Genomic DNA, 16327 nt, shown 5'->3' with positions numbered 1-16327 from the left:
CGGGGTCCCGCATCGGCTCTGGCCGGAATCGTTCCCCGCCTCAGGTAATGTCCGGCGCCGCCCTACGAAGAGTCTCCACGGTACGTCGGGCGCCCGGCCCCAGCAGGGCCGCGGCCTCCGTCGCGGCGTCCGTGAGCCAGCGGGAGACCAGCGCCCCGAACACGGGATCGGCCCGGGCCAGCTCCACCGTGCGGTGCTCGAAGACCGCCGGCCCGCCGGGCGCCCGCAGCAGCTGCCGCCCGGTGCGCCGCAGCAGCTCGCGGGTACGGACCTCAGGGCGCCGGCAGCTCCCGGCGGCGAGCCCCGCCAGGAAGGCGCCGAGCACCGCCGGATCCGACTCCTCGCGCAGCAGTACGTCCGCCAGCTCGGCCCGCAGCGGGTACGAGGCCTCCGCCCCGGGCGCGGCCAGTACGCCGGCCAGCTCGGCCCGGACCGGCTGCGGGGCGCCCCTCAGCAGGCCCAGGACCAGGGGGCGCAGTACGGGTCCGGCCGCCGGGCCCTGGTCGAGGCGCCGGTCCACGAAGGCGGCGGCGTGCCGGGCGTCCTCGGGCCGGCGGGCGAGGTGGTCGCGTACGAGGTCGCCCGCGCGGCGGGCCAGGCCGGGGGTGGTGAGCGCGGCCAGGGCGCGGATCACCTCCCCGTCGGCCCGGGCCCGCAGGGCGGCGAACACCGCGTCCGGGTCGGGCAGTACGGGCAGCGCCGCGACCAGCGCGGAGGCCGGCAGCCGGGAGCCGCCCGCGGGGTCGCGGAAGCAGTCGAGGGCGTCGGGCAGGTAGCGGGCCCGCGCCTGCGGGTCGCGGAGCAGGATGCCGAGGGCGGGGCCGTGCAGGCCGGTGTCGCCGGGGCGGTCCAGGAGCGCCAGGGCGGCGTGGCGCAGCAGCTCCCGGTCGGCGGGGGTGCGGACGTGCGGGGCGGTGGCGAGGCCGTACGCGGCGGCGGCCACGCGGCGTTCGGGCCGCTCGTCGTGCGCCCAACGGTCGACGGCCCGGCACAGGGCGGACGGCTCGTCCTCCGCGAGGACGGCGAGGAGTTCGTCGGCGCGCGGGTGCGCGGCGCCCACCAGGACTTCGGTGAGGTCGTCCACCGCGAGGCCGCGGTGCGTGTGCAGCAGGGCCTGCGCCGCGGTGGCGACGGTGGCCCCGGGGCGGCCGCGCAGCCGCCGCTCGTCGGTGAACCAGGCGCAGACCAGGGGCAGGACGAGCTGCGGGGCGCGGGCCAGGCGGCGGGCGGCGGCCTCCAGGTAGCGGTGGTCGCAGGGCAGCAGCCGCCGCAGCAGGTCGAGCCGGTCGCACTCGGGCAGCCGGAGCCGGTTCCAGAACCAGCCGCCGAACTCGGCGGTGCCGGAGCGCGCCACGTGCTCGGCGAGGGCGTGCAGGACGGGCAGGTGCCCGGTCGCGTCGGCGGCGCCGAGCAGGGTGGCGCGCAGCAGGCGGGAGGCCCACCAGACGCGGTCGGGGTGGACCGGCTCCGGGGATCCGGCGGCGGCCGCCTGCTCGGCGAAGGTGTTCAGGGCGGCGACCAGGGCGTCGAGCCGGACGCGCGCCTCGGCCGGCGGGAGCCTGCGCAGGGCCTCCAGCACGGGCCCGATGCGGTGCCGGGGTACGGGCGGGCCGGTGGCGGCGGGGCCGTGGTGCACGAGGCCGTCCAGGGCGCCCGGGACGTCGAGGTGCCCGGCCTGGAGCCAGTCGGACAGTTCCTCGTGGGCGAAGCGGTAGCCGGGGCCGGCGGGGACCAGCAGGCCTTCGGCGAGGACGGCGGAGGCCCAGCCGGTGCGCCAGGGGAACAGCTCCTCGAAGGCGGCCCGGTCCAGCTCGCCCTGCCCGGGACCGAGGCACCGCCGGGCGGCCTCGTGCACCCGCCCGGCCACCCGGGCCGCCAGCCGCCGCACCCCGGGGCCGTGCACCCCGGCCCCCTGCCCCGCCCCCGCGCCGGCCGACGCGGCGATCCGGACGGCGACGCGCAGGGCCAGCAGGTCCAGGTGCGCGGCGAAGACCTCGTCACGGCCCGGGCGGCCCGCGGTGACCTCGGCGGCGCGGATCCCGGCGAGCAGGCGCAGGGTCAGCGGGTGCCGGGCGTCGGCCTCCCGCACCGCGTCGTCCGGGATCCCCAGCCGGGCCCGGGCCTCGCGCGCCTCCTGCGGGGTCAGGTCGCCGACGGGCAGCGCGGGCGGCAGCCGCCGGGCGGCACGGGCCGGGGTGTGCAGCAGCTCCGGCGGGTAGAGGTCCCCGGCCCGCTCCCAGTACTCGGGCCGGGCCGCGACCAGGAGCCGGGCCCCGGTGCCGCGCAGCCACTCGGCGGTGGCCGCGGTCCACGGCTCCAGGCGGTGCGCGAGCCGGGGCGGCATCTCCTCGGGCGCGTCCAGCACCACGAGCAGCCCCCGCCCGGCCGCCCCCGCGATCCGAGCCACCCGCTCCCCGATCCCCTCCCCGGCGCCGACGGCCCCCTCCGGACCGGTACCGGACGGGCCGGGGGCGGCAGCGGAGTCGGCCCACCCGGGACCCGCGACGGCGGCACCGGGCGCGCCTCCCCCGGGCGGGGTGGGCCCGGGCGTCCCCGGGGCGGCGGCCCCCACCGTGGCTCCCTCCGCTCCGCCGGGGGCCGGCGCGGCCGGGGCGGCGGTGAGGATGCGGCCCGCCGCCGTCAGGGCGCGGGTGACGGCGTCGGCCAGCGAGGCGTCCCCGCCGTGCAGGTCGGCTCCGCGGAGCCAGAGCGTCGGCGCGGGGCGGGGTCCGCGGGCCCGGTCGGCGGCCAGGGCGGCGAGGGCGGTGGTGCGGCCGGTGCCGGGGGCCCCGACCAGGCCGAGCACGAGGTCCGTCCCGGCGGTGAAGGCGGCCAGCCCGGCGGTGATCCCGGGGCGCGGCACGGGATCGGGGGCGGGCTCGGCGGCGCAGGCCGGGGGGAAGGCCGCGCCGAGGGTGGTGGCGGTCAGCTCCAGGGCGCCGGCCAGGTTGAGGTCCGCGCCGTAGCCCGGCACGGTGGCGGAGTTCCGCTCCAGCAGCGCGTCGAGGGGGCCTCCCGGTGCGGCCGCGGCGGCCGCGCGCAGGGGTACGGCGAAGCTCCCGGAGCGGTGCTCCGCTTCGAGAGCGGTGCCGAGTACCGCGAGCACCGCTCCGGTCGCCGCGTCCAGGACCGGCCCCCCGCGGACCTCGCCGCCGAGCCGCAGGGCGTCCCGGCCGGCCGTGCCGATGGCCAGCTCGACGGCGGCGGGGAGTACGCGGCGGCGGCCGGCCTCGGTGTGGGTGACCTCCGCGCCCGCCCCGAGGACCCGCGCCTGGCGCCAGCCCCGCGCGGGCAGGCGTACGTACGTCCCAGGAGGGATCACCTCGCACATCGCCACGGGCAGCGGCGGCACGTCCAGTCCGTCGCCTCGCACGAGGGCCAGCCCGAGCTCCGGCAGGACGGTCACGTCATCGGCCGACACCGGCCGGCCGGGCCCCTCGTCGCCGGACGCGTGCAGGACCATTCCGGCCAGCCCCTCGACGGCGTCCTGGCTGGTGATCACCGTGCCGCGGTCGTCGGCGACGAAGCCGCTCCCGCGCGGGAGCCCGTCCCGGTCCCGGATCGTCACAAGTGCCGCGGCCGGCGGCCCGGCCGGCCCCGCGGCAGCCGCGTGGGCGCCGCGGCCCGCGCCCCTCGTACCGTCCGTGACCTCGTCCGTCATCGCCGCACCACTCCCCCGCCGCGGGACCCGTGTTCACGACGGTAGGCAAGTGAAGATCAGCGGGAAAAGCACGCGGCCCGAAAGCGCCCCCTAACGCTCCCCGCATTCACTCCGAGCGCCTGCTCGGAAGGGTGAATACGGTGCTCCGGATGGATAGAGACCTACCCGAGGGGGGTTGTGGAGCGGTGAGCAGCAGTCCGTGTGCGCTCACCGCTCCACGTCAACCGGGCGGAGCGGGCCGACGCCCCTCTCGGGCGGAGCCCTTCGGGCAGCGCCCCTCAGGCGAAGACCGCGAGGGCCTTCGCCTTGCCGCCCTTGCTCTCCACGAGGCCGAGCAGCTTGCCCTCGGGCCCGTAGACGGCGACGGTCCGGCCGTCCTGGTACTCGTCCGGCATCTCGATCCGCACGCCGTTGGCGAGCAGCGAGGCCCGGCGGGCGTCCAGGTCCCAGCGCGCGAACGCGGCGGCGGCCGCCTCGCCGATCGGCATGACGGTCAGCTCCTCCTGGAGCTGGTCGAGCGTGCGCGCCTTGTCGAGCTTGTACGGCCCCACCCGGGTGCGCCGCAGCGCGGTGAGGTGGCCGCCGACGCCCAGGTCGGCGCCCAGGTCGCGGGCGAGGGCGCGGATGTACGTACCGCTGGAGCAGACGACGGAGACGACGAGGTCGACGACCTTGGTGCCGTCCTCGGCCTCGGCCTCGCGCATGTCGTACACCTGGAACGAGGAGATCGTGACCGGGCGGGCCGGGATCTCGAAGTCCTCGCCGTCGCGGGCGCGCTTGTAGGAGCGCACGCCCTTGATCTTGATGGCGCTGACCTTGGACGGGACCTGCATGATGTCGCCGGTCAGCTTGGCGATGCCCGCGTCCACGCCCTCGCGGGTCACCGCGGAGGCGTCGGCGGACGAGGTGATCTCGCCCTCGGCGTCGTCCGTGAGGGTGTTCTGCCCGAGCCGGATGGTGCCGAGGTACTCCTTCTCGGTCAGCGCGAGGTGGCCGAGGAGCTTGGTGGCCTTCTCCACGCCGAGGACGAGGACGCCCGTCGCCATCGGGTCGAGGGTGCCGGCGTGGCCGACGCGGCGGGTCTTGGCGATCCCGCGCATCTTGGCGACCACGTCGTGCGAAGTGAAGCCGGACGGCTTGTCGACGATGACCAGGCCGTCCGGAGTCTTCCCTGCGTTGGTGCTCATTCCGCGGCTGCGTCCTCGTCGTCCTCGTCGCCCGGCTTCTTGTACGGGTCGGCGTCGCCGGCGTACTTCGCGCCGGAGGACACCTCGCGCACCTGGGCGTCGGAGGCCCGCGCCTTGTCGAGGAGGTCCTCGATGGTCCGGGCGTTCTCCGGGAGGGCGTCCGCGACGAAGGTCAGGGTGGGCGTGAACTTGGTTCCCGCCGCCCGGCCGACCGCGGAGCGCAGTACGCCCTTGGCGCTCTCCAGGCCCGCTGCCGCGCTGGCCCGGTCCTCGTCGTCTCCGTAGACCGTGTAGAAGACCGTGGCCTCCCGCAGGTCGCCGGTGACCCGGGTGTCCGTGATGGTCACGTGCGTACCGAGGCGGGGGTCCTTGACTCCGCGCTGCAGCTTCTCGGCCACCACCTCCCGGATGAGGTCCGCCAGCTTCTTCGCCCGCGCATTGTCGGCCACTGGTCCGTCTCCTTCTTTGTTGCAGACAAGCAATCAGTCTTCATCACCGTGGTACCGCCGCCTCACGGACAGCAGTTCCACTTCCGGACGCGCCGCGACCAGCCGCTCACAGCGGTCGAGCACGTCCGACACGAACCCCGCGTCCCCGCTCACCAGGGCGACCCCTATGCGGGCCCTGCGGTGCAGGTCCTGGTCTCCCACCTCGGCCGCGCTCACGGAGAACTTGCGTTGGAGCTCGGCGACGATGGGCCGGACGACGGAGCGTTTCTCCTTCAGCGAGTGGACGTCGCCGAGGAGCAGATCGAAGGACAGAGTCCCCACGTACATGCAGTTCCGGATATCCCGCCGGTGCGGGTTCGGTGGCCTGCCGGCCGACGCTCGGCAGGGTCACCAGAACCGTACACGCAACGGCCGGGGCCGATCGACGGATATTCCGCCGACCGGCCCCGGGGTTACGACACGGTACGAACCGCCTCGCGCTTACGCGCGGGGCTTCTCGCGCATCTCGTACGTCGCGATGACGTCGTCGATCTTGATGTCGTTGAAGGAGCCGAGGTTGATACCGCCCTCGAAGCCTTCGCGGATCTCGGTGACGTCGTCCTTGAAGCGGCGCAGACCGGAGATGGTGAGGTTCTCGGCGATGACCTTGCCATCGCGCAGGAGCCGCGCCTTGGTGTTGCGCTTGACCTCGCCCGAGCGGACCAGGACACCGGCGATGTTGCCCAGCTTGGACGAGCGGAAGATCTCGCGGATCTCCGCCGTACCGAGCTCGACCTCTTCGTACTCCGGCTTGAGCAGACCCTTGAGGGCCGCCTCGATCTCCTCGATGGCCTGGTAGATCACCGAGTAGTACCGGACGTCGACGCCCTCGCGGTCCGCCATCTGCGCGGCACGGCCGACAGCGCGGACGTTGTAGCCGATGACGATGGCGTCGGAGCCCATCGCGAGCGAGATGTCGGACTCGGTGACCGCACCCACACCGCGGTGCAGGACGCGGATGTCGACCTCTTCGCCGACGTCGAGCTGGAGCAGCGAGGACTCCAGGGCCTCGACCGCACCGGACGAGTCGCCCTTGATGATGAGGTTGAGTTCCTGGACCAGACCGGCCTTGAGCACGGAGTCGAGGTCCTCGAGGGACACGCGACGGACGCGCTTGGCGAAGTTGGCGTTGCGCTCGCGCGCAGCACGCTTCTCGGCGATCTGACGGGCGGTGCGGTCCTCGTCGACGACGAGGAAGTTGTCGCCGGCGCCGGGGACGTTGGTGAGACCCAGGACCAGGACGGGGGTCGACGGACCCGCTTCCTCGATGTTGTTGCCCTTGTCGTCGAGCATGGCGCGCACGCGGCCGTAGGCGTCGCCCACGACCATCGTGTCGCCGACGCGGAGGGTACCGCGCTGGACGAGGACGGTGGCGACGGCACCGCGGCCGCGGTCGAGGTGGGACTCGATCGCAATACCCTGAGCGTCCTGCTCGGGGTTGGCGCGCAGGTCGAGCGAGGCGTCGGCGGTGAGGACGACGGCCTCCAGCAGGGAGTCGATGTGCAGACCCTGCTTGGCGGAGATGTCGACGAACATCGTGTCGCCGCCGTACTCCTCGGCCACCAGACCGAACTCGGTCAGCTGGCCGCGGACCTTGACCGGGTCGGCACCCTCGACATCGATCTTGTTGACCGCGACGACGATCGGGACGCCGGCGGCCTTGGCGTGGTTGAGCGCCTCGATCGTCTGCGGCATGACGCCGTCGTTGGCCGCGACCACGAGGATCGCGATGTCGGTCGACTTCGCACCACGGGCACGCATGGCGGTGAACGCCTCGTGACCCGGGGTGTCGATGAAGGTGATGCGACGCTGCTCGTCGTTGACCTCGGTCGAGACCTGGTAGGCACCGATGCCCTGGGTGATGCCGCCGGCCTCGCCCGCGACGACGTTCGTCTTGCGGATGGCGTCGAGCAGTCGGGTCTTACCGTGGTCGACGTGACCCATGACGGTGACGACCGGCGGACGCGGGAGCAGGAACTCCTCGCCGCCCTCGTCCTCGCCGAACTCGATGTCGAAGCCCTCGAGGAGCTCGCGGTCCTCTTCCTCCGGGCTGACGATCTGAACGGTGTAGTTCATCTCGCCGGCGAGGAGCTGCAGGGTCTCGTCGGAGACGGACTGCGTGGCGGTGACCATCTCGCCGAGGTTCATCATCACGGCGACGAGCGACGCCGGGTTGGCGTTGATCTTCTCCGCGAAGTCGGTGAGGGAGGCACCGCGCGACAGGCGAACGGTCTCGCCGTTGCCGCGGGGCAGCATCACGCCGCCCACGGACGGGGCCTGCATGGCCTCGTACTCCTGGCGACGCTGGCGCTTGGACTTGCGGCCGCGACGGGCGGGCCCGCCGGGACGGCCGAAGGCACCCTGCGTGCCGCCACGGGCACCGGGACCGCCGGGACGGCCACCGAAGCCGGGACGACCGCCGCCACCGGCACCGGCCGGGCCGCCGCCGAAGCCGCCGCCACCCGGACGCGGGCCGCCGAAGCCGCCGCCTGCCGGGCGCGAGCCCGGACCGGCCGGACGGCCGGCGAAGCCGCCGCCGGGACGACCCGCGCCGCCACCGGGACGGGGACCGCCGGCACCGGGACGGCCGGGGCCGCCGCCGGGACGCGGGCCGGGACCGCCGGCAGCGGGACGCTGCGGCATCATGCCCGGGTTCGGACGGTTGCCGCCCGGGGCCGGACGCGGAGCGCCGCCCTGCGGACGGGGCATGCCGCCCGGGGTCGGACGGGCGCCGCCGGGACCCTGCGGACGCGGGGCGCCGCCGGGGCCGGCCTGCGGACGCGGGGCACCCTGGCCGCCGGCGCCGGGGGCACCGGGACGGGGAGCGCCGGCCGGACGGGGCGCCTGCGGGCGCGCCATGCCGGTCGAGCCGCCGGAGGTGAAGGGGTTGTTGCCCGGACGGGGACCGGCCGGACGGGCGCCGCCGGGGCGCGGGGCCTGGGAGCCACCGGGCCGCGGGGCCTGGGCGCCGGGGGTGGCGCCGGCCGGGCGCGGGGCGCCGGGACGGGCACCCTGACCGGGACCGGCCGGGCGCTGCTGCGCCGGACGCGGGCCGGGGGACGCGGCGGGACGCGCCGGAGCGGCCGGGGCCGCCGGAGGCGCGGAGAACTCGGTCGCCACGGGAGCCGCCGGAGCGGGCTTCGGGGCGGGAGCCTTGGGACCGGGACGCGGGCCGGGAGCGGCCGGAGTCACCGGGGCGCTGACCGCCGGGGCCTCGGCAGCGGCGGGCTTGGGGGCCGCCGGCGCACCGGGCTTGGGGGCAGCAGGACGTGCCGCGGTCGCCGGGGAGGGCGCCGCGGGCTTGGCGGGCGCGGCCTTGCGGGGCGCGCCGGGCTTTGCAGCGGACTTGCCGGCGTTGCCGCCGGGCCCCTGCAGTGCGTCAGTCAACTTGCGTACAACCGGCGCCTCGATCGTCGAGGACGCCGAACGGACGAATTCACCGAGTTCTTGGAGCTTGGCCATGACGACCTTGCTCTCAACCCCGAACTCCTTGGCGAGTTCGTATACCCGGACCTTAGCCACTTCGCTCCTTTTAGGTCCGGGTTACGCCGGACCGTCGCTACTTCATGGGCGTACTCATCGCGTACTCATCGAGTGCTCATCGCAATCTCGACCTACTTCCAACTCGCGAGGTACCTGACCGCACGGGGTGTCCGTGCCGTACTTCTTCTTACGGTGTCGCCTCGGCCGGTACGGCCAGGGCCTTGCGCAGTCCCTCCGTGTCGAGCGCTCCGGCGGACCTGAGGGCCCGGGGGAACGCCCGGCGGCGGACCGCCTGGTCGAGGCAGACCACGGCGGGGTGCACGTAGGCACCCCGGCCGGGCAGCGTACCGCGAGGATCGGGGACGCATTCGTCCTCGATCGCCACGATCCGCAGCAGATCGCTCTTGGCCGCTCGCTCCCGGCACCCCACACAGGTGCGTTCGGGGCATGCGCGGGCTTGCGTCCGGCCAGACACGCCTAAGTCTACCTCCCCGTACCGACCTCACCCCTTCAGGTGAAAAATCGAACGGTTGTCGTCATGGTTTCCGAGGTGTTCCGGCAGTGCCGGAGCACCTGTCTACCGGCCGGGAACCCCCGGCCGGTAGCGGTTTATTCCCGGTCAGGCACCGGCGTCCGCGTCGGCGGGCACCTCGGTGTCGGGCCGGATGTCGATGCGCCAGCCGGTGAGGCGCGCGGCCAGGCGGGCGTTCTGCCCCTCCTTGCCGATCGCCAGCGACAGCTGGTAGTCGGGCACGGTCACCCGCGCGGAGCGGGTGTCCCAGTCCACGACCTCGACCTTGCTCACCCGGGCGGGTGACAGCGCGTTCGCCACCATCTCCGCCGGGTCGTCCGACCAGTCGACGATGTCGATCTTCTCGCCGTGCAGCTCGGCCATCACGTTGCGCACGCGGGCGCCCATCGGGCCGATGCAGGCGCCCTTCGGGTTGAGGCCCGAGCGGGTGGACCGAACGGCGATCTTGGTGCGGTGACCGGCCTCGCGGGCGATCGCGGAGATCTCGACGCTGCCGTCGGCGATCTCCGGGACCTCCAGCGCGAAGAGCTTCTTCACCAGGTTGGGGTGGGTGCGCGACAGGGTCACGGACGGACCGCGGACACCCTTCGCCACCCGTACGACGTACGTCTTCAGACGGAGGCCGTGCGTGTACTCCTCGCCGGGGACCTGCTCCTGCACCGGCAGGATGGCCTCCAGCTTGCCGATGTCCACGAGGACGTTCTTGGGGTCCTTGCCCTGCTGGACGACGCCGGTGATGACGTCGCCCTCGCGGCCGGCGAACTCGCCGAAGGTCAGGTCGTCCTCGGCGTCGCGCAGACGCTGGAGGATCACCTGCTTGGCGGTCGTCGCGGCGATGCGCCCGAAGTCCGACGGCGTGTCGTCGAACTCCTTGGGCTCCTGTCCCTCTTCGAGGTCCCTCGGGTCCTCGGTCGCCCACACGACCACGTGACCGTTGGTGCGGTCGAGCACGACACGGGCGCGCCGGAAGCTGCCCTCGGTGCGGTGGTACGCGATGAGGAGGGCCGACTCGATCGCCTCGACGAGCAGGTCGAAGGAGATCTCCTTCTCCCGGACCAGACCCCGCAGGGCACTCATGTCGATGTCCACGGCTACGCCTCCTCTTCCTTCTTGTCCTTGCGGCTGAACTCGATCTCGACGCGCGCCTTGGCGACGTCGGTGAATGCGATACGACGGGCGGTCGCCTTGCGGCCCTTCACACCCGGCACCTCGAGGTCCATGCCCTCGTCGTCGACACCGAGGATGCGGGCGATCAGTTCCCCGGCACCCTTTTCACCTTCGGCGGAGAGCTGAAACTTGACGAGGCGGCCGGTCGCCCGAACGTAGTGACGGTGCTCGCTGAGCGGGCGGTCCGCGCCCGGGGAGCTGACTTCGAGGTTGTACTCGTCCTCGCCCATCACGTCGGACTCGTCGAGCCGGTCGGAGATCTCACGGCTCAGCTCGGCGCATTCGTCCAGGTCGACACCCTCATCGGAATCCACGATGATGCGCAGCATCCGGCGCTTGCCCGCCTTGGAAAGCTCGATGTCCTCGAGGTCCAGGCCCTTGGCGGCGACGAGGGGCTCCAGCAGTCCGCGCAGCCTGTCGCTCTGGGTGGTGCTCATCCGGGTGACTCCTCGGCCGCGTGTGCTGTTGTGGTTTTCCGTCGTGTCAGGTCAAAGGGTATCCGGTCGCGGAGGGTGTTGCCGTCCGCGCTGTGGACGGGACCCCCGGGTACCGTGATCACACCCTGCCCCGCAACACCCCCCGAGGAGGCCGCCGTGCCCTTGACCACGCCTTCGAGGCGCTCGCCCTCCCGAAGGAGCCTGCTCGCCGGCGCCGCCGGCGTGACCGGGGCCGTGCTGCTGACCGGCTGCTCCGGCAGTGGCGGCGCGCCGGGCGCCGACAGCGGGATCGCACTCGATCGGCGGATGCGGGAGAGCGCCGTCCGTGACAGCCGGCGGCTGCTGGAACGTTACGACGCCACCCTGGCGGCCCATCCCGGGCTCGCCGAGCGCCTCGGACCGCTGCGCGCCGCCGTCGCCGCGCACGCGACGGCCCTGGCCCCCGCCGCCCCCGCGGACGGGAAGCCGTCGCCCCGCCCGGGGCCGCCCTCCCCGTCCGCGTCCGGTGCCGCGGCGCCCGCCGCCGGCGCCCCGGCGGCGCGCAAGGAGCCGGTCCCGGCGCAGCCCGCCGAGGCCCTGAGCGCGCTCGCGGACGCGGAGCGCGACCTGTCGGAGGCCCGGACCATCACCCTGGCCGGCGCTCCCGGGGAGCTGGCCCGGATGCTCGCCTCGGTGGCGGCCTGCGGGGCCGTCCACTCCTACCTCCTCACCTCGACCCCGGGAGCCGCCTCGTGAAGCCCTCGCCCTCCCCCGCCCGCGGTCCGCTCCCGGCCGCCCAGGCCGCGCTGGCCGCCGAGCACGCCGCCACGTACGCGTACGGGGTGATCGGTGCGCGCATCGCGCAGGCCCGTGCGAACGAGGCCCGGGAGGCGTACGGCGCCCACGTGGCACGCCGCGACCGGCTGACCCGGACCGTGCGGGAGCTGGGCGGCGCGCCGCAGCCCGCCGAGGCCGCGTACGCCCTGCCCTTCGAGGTGCGCACCCCGGCCGACTCCGAGCGGCTGGCCGCCGTGGTCGAGGACCGGGTGGCGGGCGCGTACTCCGACCTGGTGCGGTCGGCGGACGGCCAGTTGCGCCGCGAGGCGGCTGACGCGCTGAGCGCGGCGGCCGTGCGGGCGGCGCGCTGGCGCGGTGTCGGCGTAGCCTTCCCTGGGCTCACGGAACGCGCACAGGCGGCCCGTACCAGCTGAAAGGGACCAGGCACGCATGGCTTTCGAACCGCCGCAGCGGCTCGTACGGGCGCTCGGCGAGCTGCCGCCGACCGAGCGGGACACGGAGTGGCTGGGGCGTCTGCCCGAGCTCGCCGAGGAGGCGCTGAAGCGGCGGGACGTCACGGCCCAGCGGATGCAGGCCCCCGGCGGGCGCAGCAGCGTGGTGCTGCTCGTCCGCTACCCCGACGGCACCCCGGCCGCCCTGAAGCTGGCGCCGCCGGGGGCCGATCCCGGCCGGGAGCTGGCCGCGCTCGCCCACTGGGGCGGCTTCGGAGCCGTACGGGTCCTCGACTCGCGCCACCACGAGGAGGACGGGGCACTGCTGCTGGAGCGGCTGCACCCCGACGTGTCGCTGCGGTCGCTGCCGGACGCCAAGGCCCTGCTGGAGGCCTGCGGCACGCTGCGCCGGCTGTGGGTGGGCCCGCCGCAGGACCACTCCTTCGAGACGGTGGCCGAGCGCACGGCCGCCCAGTGCGGGCTGCTGCGCGCGGCCCCGCCGGAAGCGCGGCCCCTCGCGGAGACGGCCCTCGCCCTCCGGGCCGAGCTGACGGCCGCACCCCCCGAAGCCCTGCTCCTGCACGGGAACTTCCGCCAGGGCAAGGTGCTGGCGGCCGAACGGGCCCCGTGGCTGACGGTGGGCCCGGACCCGCTGGTCGGCGAGCGGGCCTACGACCTGGCCCGACTGGTCCGGGACCGGCTGGAGGACCAGATGGCCGCCTCGACGGGGGCGGCCGGGGCCCGGCGGCGGGTGAACAAGCTCGCCGACTCGCTGGAGGTGGACCGGGAGCGGCTGCGGGCCTGGACGGTGTTCCGGGCGGTGGAGTCCGGCGTCCGCGCGCTGGCCGCCGGCCGCCGGCGCGACGCGGAACTCCTGCTGGAGTTCGCGGCCTGGCTGTGAGGGCATAACCCTACAAAGGGCACATGTCCGGCAGGGGGCCGTCATGGTCGAGGAACTGCTGACAGCGGGAATCGCCGCCGCCGCGGGCGTCGCGGTCTACCTGGGTGCGGCCGCCCGGGTGGTGAAGCAGTACGAGCGCGGCATCGTCTTCCGCTTCGGCCGCCTCCGTGAGGGCGTCCGCCCGCCCGGCTTCACGATGATCCTCCCGGTGGCCGACCGCCTGCACAAGGTCAACCTCCAGATCGTCACCCTGCCCGTCCCGGCGCAGGAGGGCATCACCCGGGACAACGTCACGGTCCGCGTGGACGCGGTCGTCTACTTCAAGGTGGTCGACCCGGCGAGCGCGATCATCGCGGTGGAGGACTACCGCTTCGCGGTCTCCCAGATGGCGCAGACCTCGCTGCGCTCGATCATCGGCAAGAGCGACCTGGACGACCTCCTCTCGAACCGCGAGAAGCTCAACCAGGGCCTGGAACTCATGATCGACAGTCCGGCGATGGGCTGGGGCGTCCAGATCGACCGCGTGGAGATCAAGGACGTCTCCCTCCCGGAGACGATGAAGCGCTCGATGGCCCGCCAGGCGGAGGCCGACCGCGAGCGCCGCGCCCGCGTCATCAACGCGGACGCGGAGCTCCAGGCCTCGCACAAACTGGCCGAAGCCGCCGCCGTCATGTCGGACCAGCCGGCGGCGCTCCAGCTCCGCCTCCTCCAGACGGTGATCGCGGTGGCGGCGGAGAAGAACTCCACCCTGGTCCTCCCGTTCCCGGTGGAACTCCTCCGCTTCCTGGAACGCGCGACCCCCGGTGCTCCCGCGACCGAGCCGCCCCCGCCGGCGTAGCAGGGCCGGGCCCCCTACGACAGCCGGGCGAGGGCCTCCGTCAGGGGGAGTTCCTCGCGGGTGCCGGCGGTGCGGTCCTGGAGTTCGACGACGCCCTCGGCGGAGCGGCGGCCCGCCACCAGGATCCACGGCACGCCGATCAGCTCCGCGTCCGTCAGCTTGACGCCCGGGGACAGCCCCGGGCGGTCGTCCAGCAGGACCCGCCGGCCCGCCGCGGCCAGGGCGGCCGCCGCTTCCTCCGCCAGCGCGAGCGGTACCGCCTTGCCCGCCGCCACCACGTGGACGTCGGCCGGTGCCACCGAGGCGGGCCAGCGCAGGCCCCGCTCGTCGGCGGTCTGCTCGGCCAGCGCGGCCACCGCGCGGGAGACGCCGATGCCGTAGGAGCCCATGGTGACGCGGACCGGCTTGCCCTCCTTGCCGAGGACGTCCAGCCCGAAGGCGTTGGCGTACTTGCGGCCCAGCTGGAAGATGTGCCCGATCTCGATGGCACGGTCCAGCTTCAGCCCCGTCCCGCAGGACGGGCAGGGGTCGCCCGGCTCCACGACGACCACGTCGAGGTACCGGTCCACCTCGAAGTCCCGGCCGCAGACCACGTTGCGGGCGTGCGTGTCGGCCTTGTTGGCGCCGGTCACCCACGCCGTCCCCGGAGCGACGCGCGGGTCGGCGAGGTAGCGGACCTTCTCCAGGCCCTGCGGGCCCACGTAGCCGCGTACCAGGTCGGGCCGGTCCGCGAAGTCCTCGGCCGTCACCAGCTCGACCACCGCGGGGGCCAGGTGCTCCCCGAGCTTGCCGAGGTCCACCTCGCGGTCTCCGGGCACGCCGACGGCGGTGATCTCGCCGTCCACCTTGACCAGCAGGTTCTTCAGCGTCGCGGAGGCCGGCACGCCGAGGTGCGCGGCCAGGGTCTCGATGGTGGGGGTGTCGGGGGTGGGGACCTCCTCCAGCGGGCCGTGCTCGCCGGTCACCGCCTCCAGCGCGAAGGTGACCGCCTCCGTGTTCGCCGCGTAGTCGCAGCCGGGGCAGTCCACGAAGGTGTCCTCGCCCGCGCCGGCCGGCGCGAGGAACTCCTCCGACGCCGAGCCGCCCATCGCGCCCGACACGGCCGACACGATGCGGTGGTCCAGGCCGAGGCGCTCGAAGATGCGCACGTACGCCTCGCGGTGCAGCCGGTAGGACTCGGCGAGCCCCTCGTCCGACACGTCGAAGGAGTACGAGTCCTTCATCTGGAACTCGCGGCCGCGCAGCACGCCGGACCGGGGCCGGGCCTCGTCCCGGTACTTGGTCTGGATCTGGTACAGCATGACCGGCAGGTCCTTGTAGGACGTGCACTGGTCCTTCACCACGAGGGTGAAGATCTCCTCGTGGGTGGGGCCGAGGAGGTAGTCGGCGCCCTTGCGGTCCTTCAGCCGGAACAGCAGGTCCCCGTACTCCGACCAGCGGCCGCTGACCTCGTACGGCTCCTTCGGCAGCAGGGCCGGCAGCAGCACCTCCTGCGCGCCGATGGCGTCCATCTCCTCGCGGACGATGCGCGAGACGTTGTCCAGGACCTTCTTGCCGAGCGGCAGCCAGGTCCACACCCCGGCGGAGCTGCGCCGGACGTAGCCGGCCCGGACCAGAAGGCGGTGGCTGAGGGTCTCGGCGTCGGCCGGGTCCTCGCGGAGGGTCTTGGCCATCAGGCGGGACATGCGCTGTACGTGGTGAGTGGACACGTGGTGAGTGGACATGCCGGGAGGCTACCGACAACCCCGCCGCCCCCGGAAACCGTTTCAGTCCGCGTGCGGGGGCCTGAGCAGCGGAAGCGGGGCGCCCATGACCGCGTACGGCAGGCTCGCGCTCGGGAAGTGGACCTTCCGGGCCAGGTCCCGGTAGCCGAGGGCGGCGTAGAGCCCGCGGGCCGGGCTGTCGGTGTCGATGGCGGAGAGGATCGAACGGGGCTCGGCAGCGCCGTCGGTGATCCGGGTGATGAGGGCGCGGCCGACGCCGCGGCCCTGGAAGCCGGGGTGGACGTGCAGCTCGGTGATGACGAAGGAGTGGTCGAGCCAGTGCTCGGTGCCGCCGGCCCGCAGGTAGGGCTCGACGATGGTGGACCACCAGTGGCCGCGGTCGTTGGGCATGCCGTAGACGAAGCCCGCCAGTGCCCCGTCGTCGGTGAAGGCGCCGAGCGCGCGGGCGCCCGGGCAGGTCATGTGGCGCTGGACGATGTAGCGCCGGATGCCGACCTCCTCCTCGCTGAGCCCGAAGGCGACGGCCTGGACGCGCAGGGCTTCGTCCACCCGGCCGGCCAGGTCGAGGTGCCCGATGCGGAGTCCGGCGGGCCGTTCGGCGTCGTCGCCCGGGGAAGTAGGCAGCATGCGGCGACCATACTTCGGGGTAGGGCCGCTCCGGTACGGCTTCCCCGACGAAACCGGCCGCTCCCCTCGGTAGG

At 74.3% G+C, this 16327-nt stretch carries 14 protein-coding genes; 4 read left to right on the top strand and 10 right to left on the bottom strand.

Going from position 1 to position 16327, the window contains the following annotated elements:
- Positions 1–40: 40 nt before the first annotated feature.
- From ACQKM2_RS25595 to rimP, 8 genes are all read right to left on the bottom strand, one after another.
- Positions 41–3661 (bottom strand): serine protease, encoded by a 3621-nt coding sequence (locus ACQKM2_RS25595; RefSeq protein WP_427713660.1) that lies wholly within the window; start codon positions 3659–3661, stop codon positions 41–43.
- A 278-nt stretch (positions 3662–3939) separates the two neighbouring features.
- Entirely contained in the window at positions 3940–4848 is a 909-nt protein-coding gene (gene truB, locus ACQKM2_RS25590; RefSeq protein WP_427713658.1) for a tRNA pseudouridine(55) synthase TruB, read from the bottom strand.
- Positions 4845–5297: a 30S ribosome-binding factor RbfA gene (gene rbfA, locus ACQKM2_RS25585; protein ID WP_362468381.1), complete on the bottom strand. Its 453-nt coding sequence runs from the start codon at positions 5295–5297 to the stop codon at positions 4845–4847. Before rbfA ends, truB begins: the two co-directional genes overlap by 4 nt.
- Positions 5298–5330: 33 nt before the next feature.
- Entirely contained in the window at positions 5331–5624 is a 294-nt protein-coding gene (locus ACQKM2_RS25580; RefSeq protein ID WP_007266901.1) for a DUF503 domain-containing protein, read from the bottom strand.
- Positions 5625–5777: 153 nt separating this feature from the next.
- Positions 5778–8858, bottom strand: coding sequence for a translation initiation factor IF-2 (gene infB, locus ACQKM2_RS25575; protein ID WP_427713654.1), 3081 nt, complete (start codon positions 8856–8858; stop codon positions 5778–5780).
- Positions 8859–9006: 148 nt separating this feature from the next.
- Positions 9007–9294, bottom strand: coding sequence for a YlxR family protein (locus ACQKM2_RS25570; protein WP_427713652.1), 288 nt, complete (start codon positions 9292–9294; stop codon positions 9007–9009).
- A gap of 144 nt (positions 9295–9438) precedes the next feature.
- Positions 9439–10440, bottom strand: coding sequence for a transcription termination factor NusA (nusA, locus tag ACQKM2_RS25565; protein WP_007266897.1), 1002 nt, complete (start codon positions 10438–10440; stop codon positions 9439–9441).
- Positions 10441–10442: 2 nt separating this feature from the next.
- The gene (gene rimP, locus ACQKM2_RS25560) at positions 10443–10955 is read right to left on the bottom strand and encodes a ribosome maturation factor RimP (RefSeq protein WP_427713649.1); all 513 of its coding nucleotides are present in this window, start codon (positions 10953–10955) and stop codon (positions 10443–10445) included.
- A 156-nt stretch (positions 10956–11111) separates the two neighbouring features.
- On the opposite strand from rimP, the gene ACQKM2_RS25555 reads away from it, so the two are divergent.
- Genes ACQKM2_RS25555 through ACQKM2_RS25540 form a run of 4 tightly spaced genes read left to right on the top strand, consistent with a single transcriptional unit; the run spans position 11112 to position 13902 of the window.
- On the top strand, positions 11112–11690 hold the full coding sequence (locus tag ACQKM2_RS25555) for a hypothetical protein (protein WP_427713647.1): 579 nt from the start codon (positions 11112–11114) through the stop codon (positions 11688–11690).
- Positions 11687–12145 (top strand): ferritin-like domain-containing protein, encoded by a 459-nt coding sequence (locus ACQKM2_RS25550; RefSeq protein WP_427713644.1) that lies wholly within the window; start codon positions 11687–11689, stop codon positions 12143–12145. Before ACQKM2_RS25555 ends, ACQKM2_RS25550 begins: the two co-directional genes overlap by 4 nt.
- A gap of 16 nt (positions 12146–12161) precedes the next feature.
- Positions 12162–13064 (top strand): aminoglycoside phosphotransferase family protein, encoded by a 903-nt coding sequence (locus ACQKM2_RS25545; RefSeq protein WP_427713642.1) that lies wholly within the window; start codon positions 12162–12164, stop codon positions 13062–13064.
- A gap of 43 nt (positions 13065–13107) precedes the next feature.
- Positions 13108–13902 (top strand): slipin family protein, encoded by a 795-nt coding sequence (locus ACQKM2_RS25540; RefSeq protein WP_427713640.1) that lies wholly within the window; start codon positions 13108–13110, stop codon positions 13900–13902.
- 14 nt (positions 13903–13916) lie between these two features.
- Here ACQKM2_RS25540 and ACQKM2_RS25535 read toward each other — a convergent pair whose 3' ends face one another.
- Positions 13917–15626 (bottom strand): proline--tRNA ligase, encoded by a 1710-nt coding sequence (locus ACQKM2_RS25535; RefSeq protein ID WP_427713637.1) that lies wholly within the window; start codon positions 15624–15626, stop codon positions 13917–13919.
- Between the two features lie 42 nt (positions 15627–15668).
- Positions 15669–16253 (bottom strand): GNAT family N-acetyltransferase, encoded by a 585-nt coding sequence (locus tag ACQKM2_RS25530; RefSeq protein WP_427713635.1) that lies wholly within the window; start codon positions 16251–16253, stop codon positions 15669–15671.
- Between the last annotated feature and the right edge of the window lie 74 nt (positions 16254–16327).

It is taken from the genome of Streptomyces sp. NPDC004126 (assembly GCF_050275515.1).
Classification (GTDB): domain Bacteria; phylum Actinomycetota; class Actinomycetes; order Streptomycetales; family Streptomycetaceae; genus Streptomyces.
This window is presented reverse-complemented; position numbering and strand designations above follow the sequence as displayed.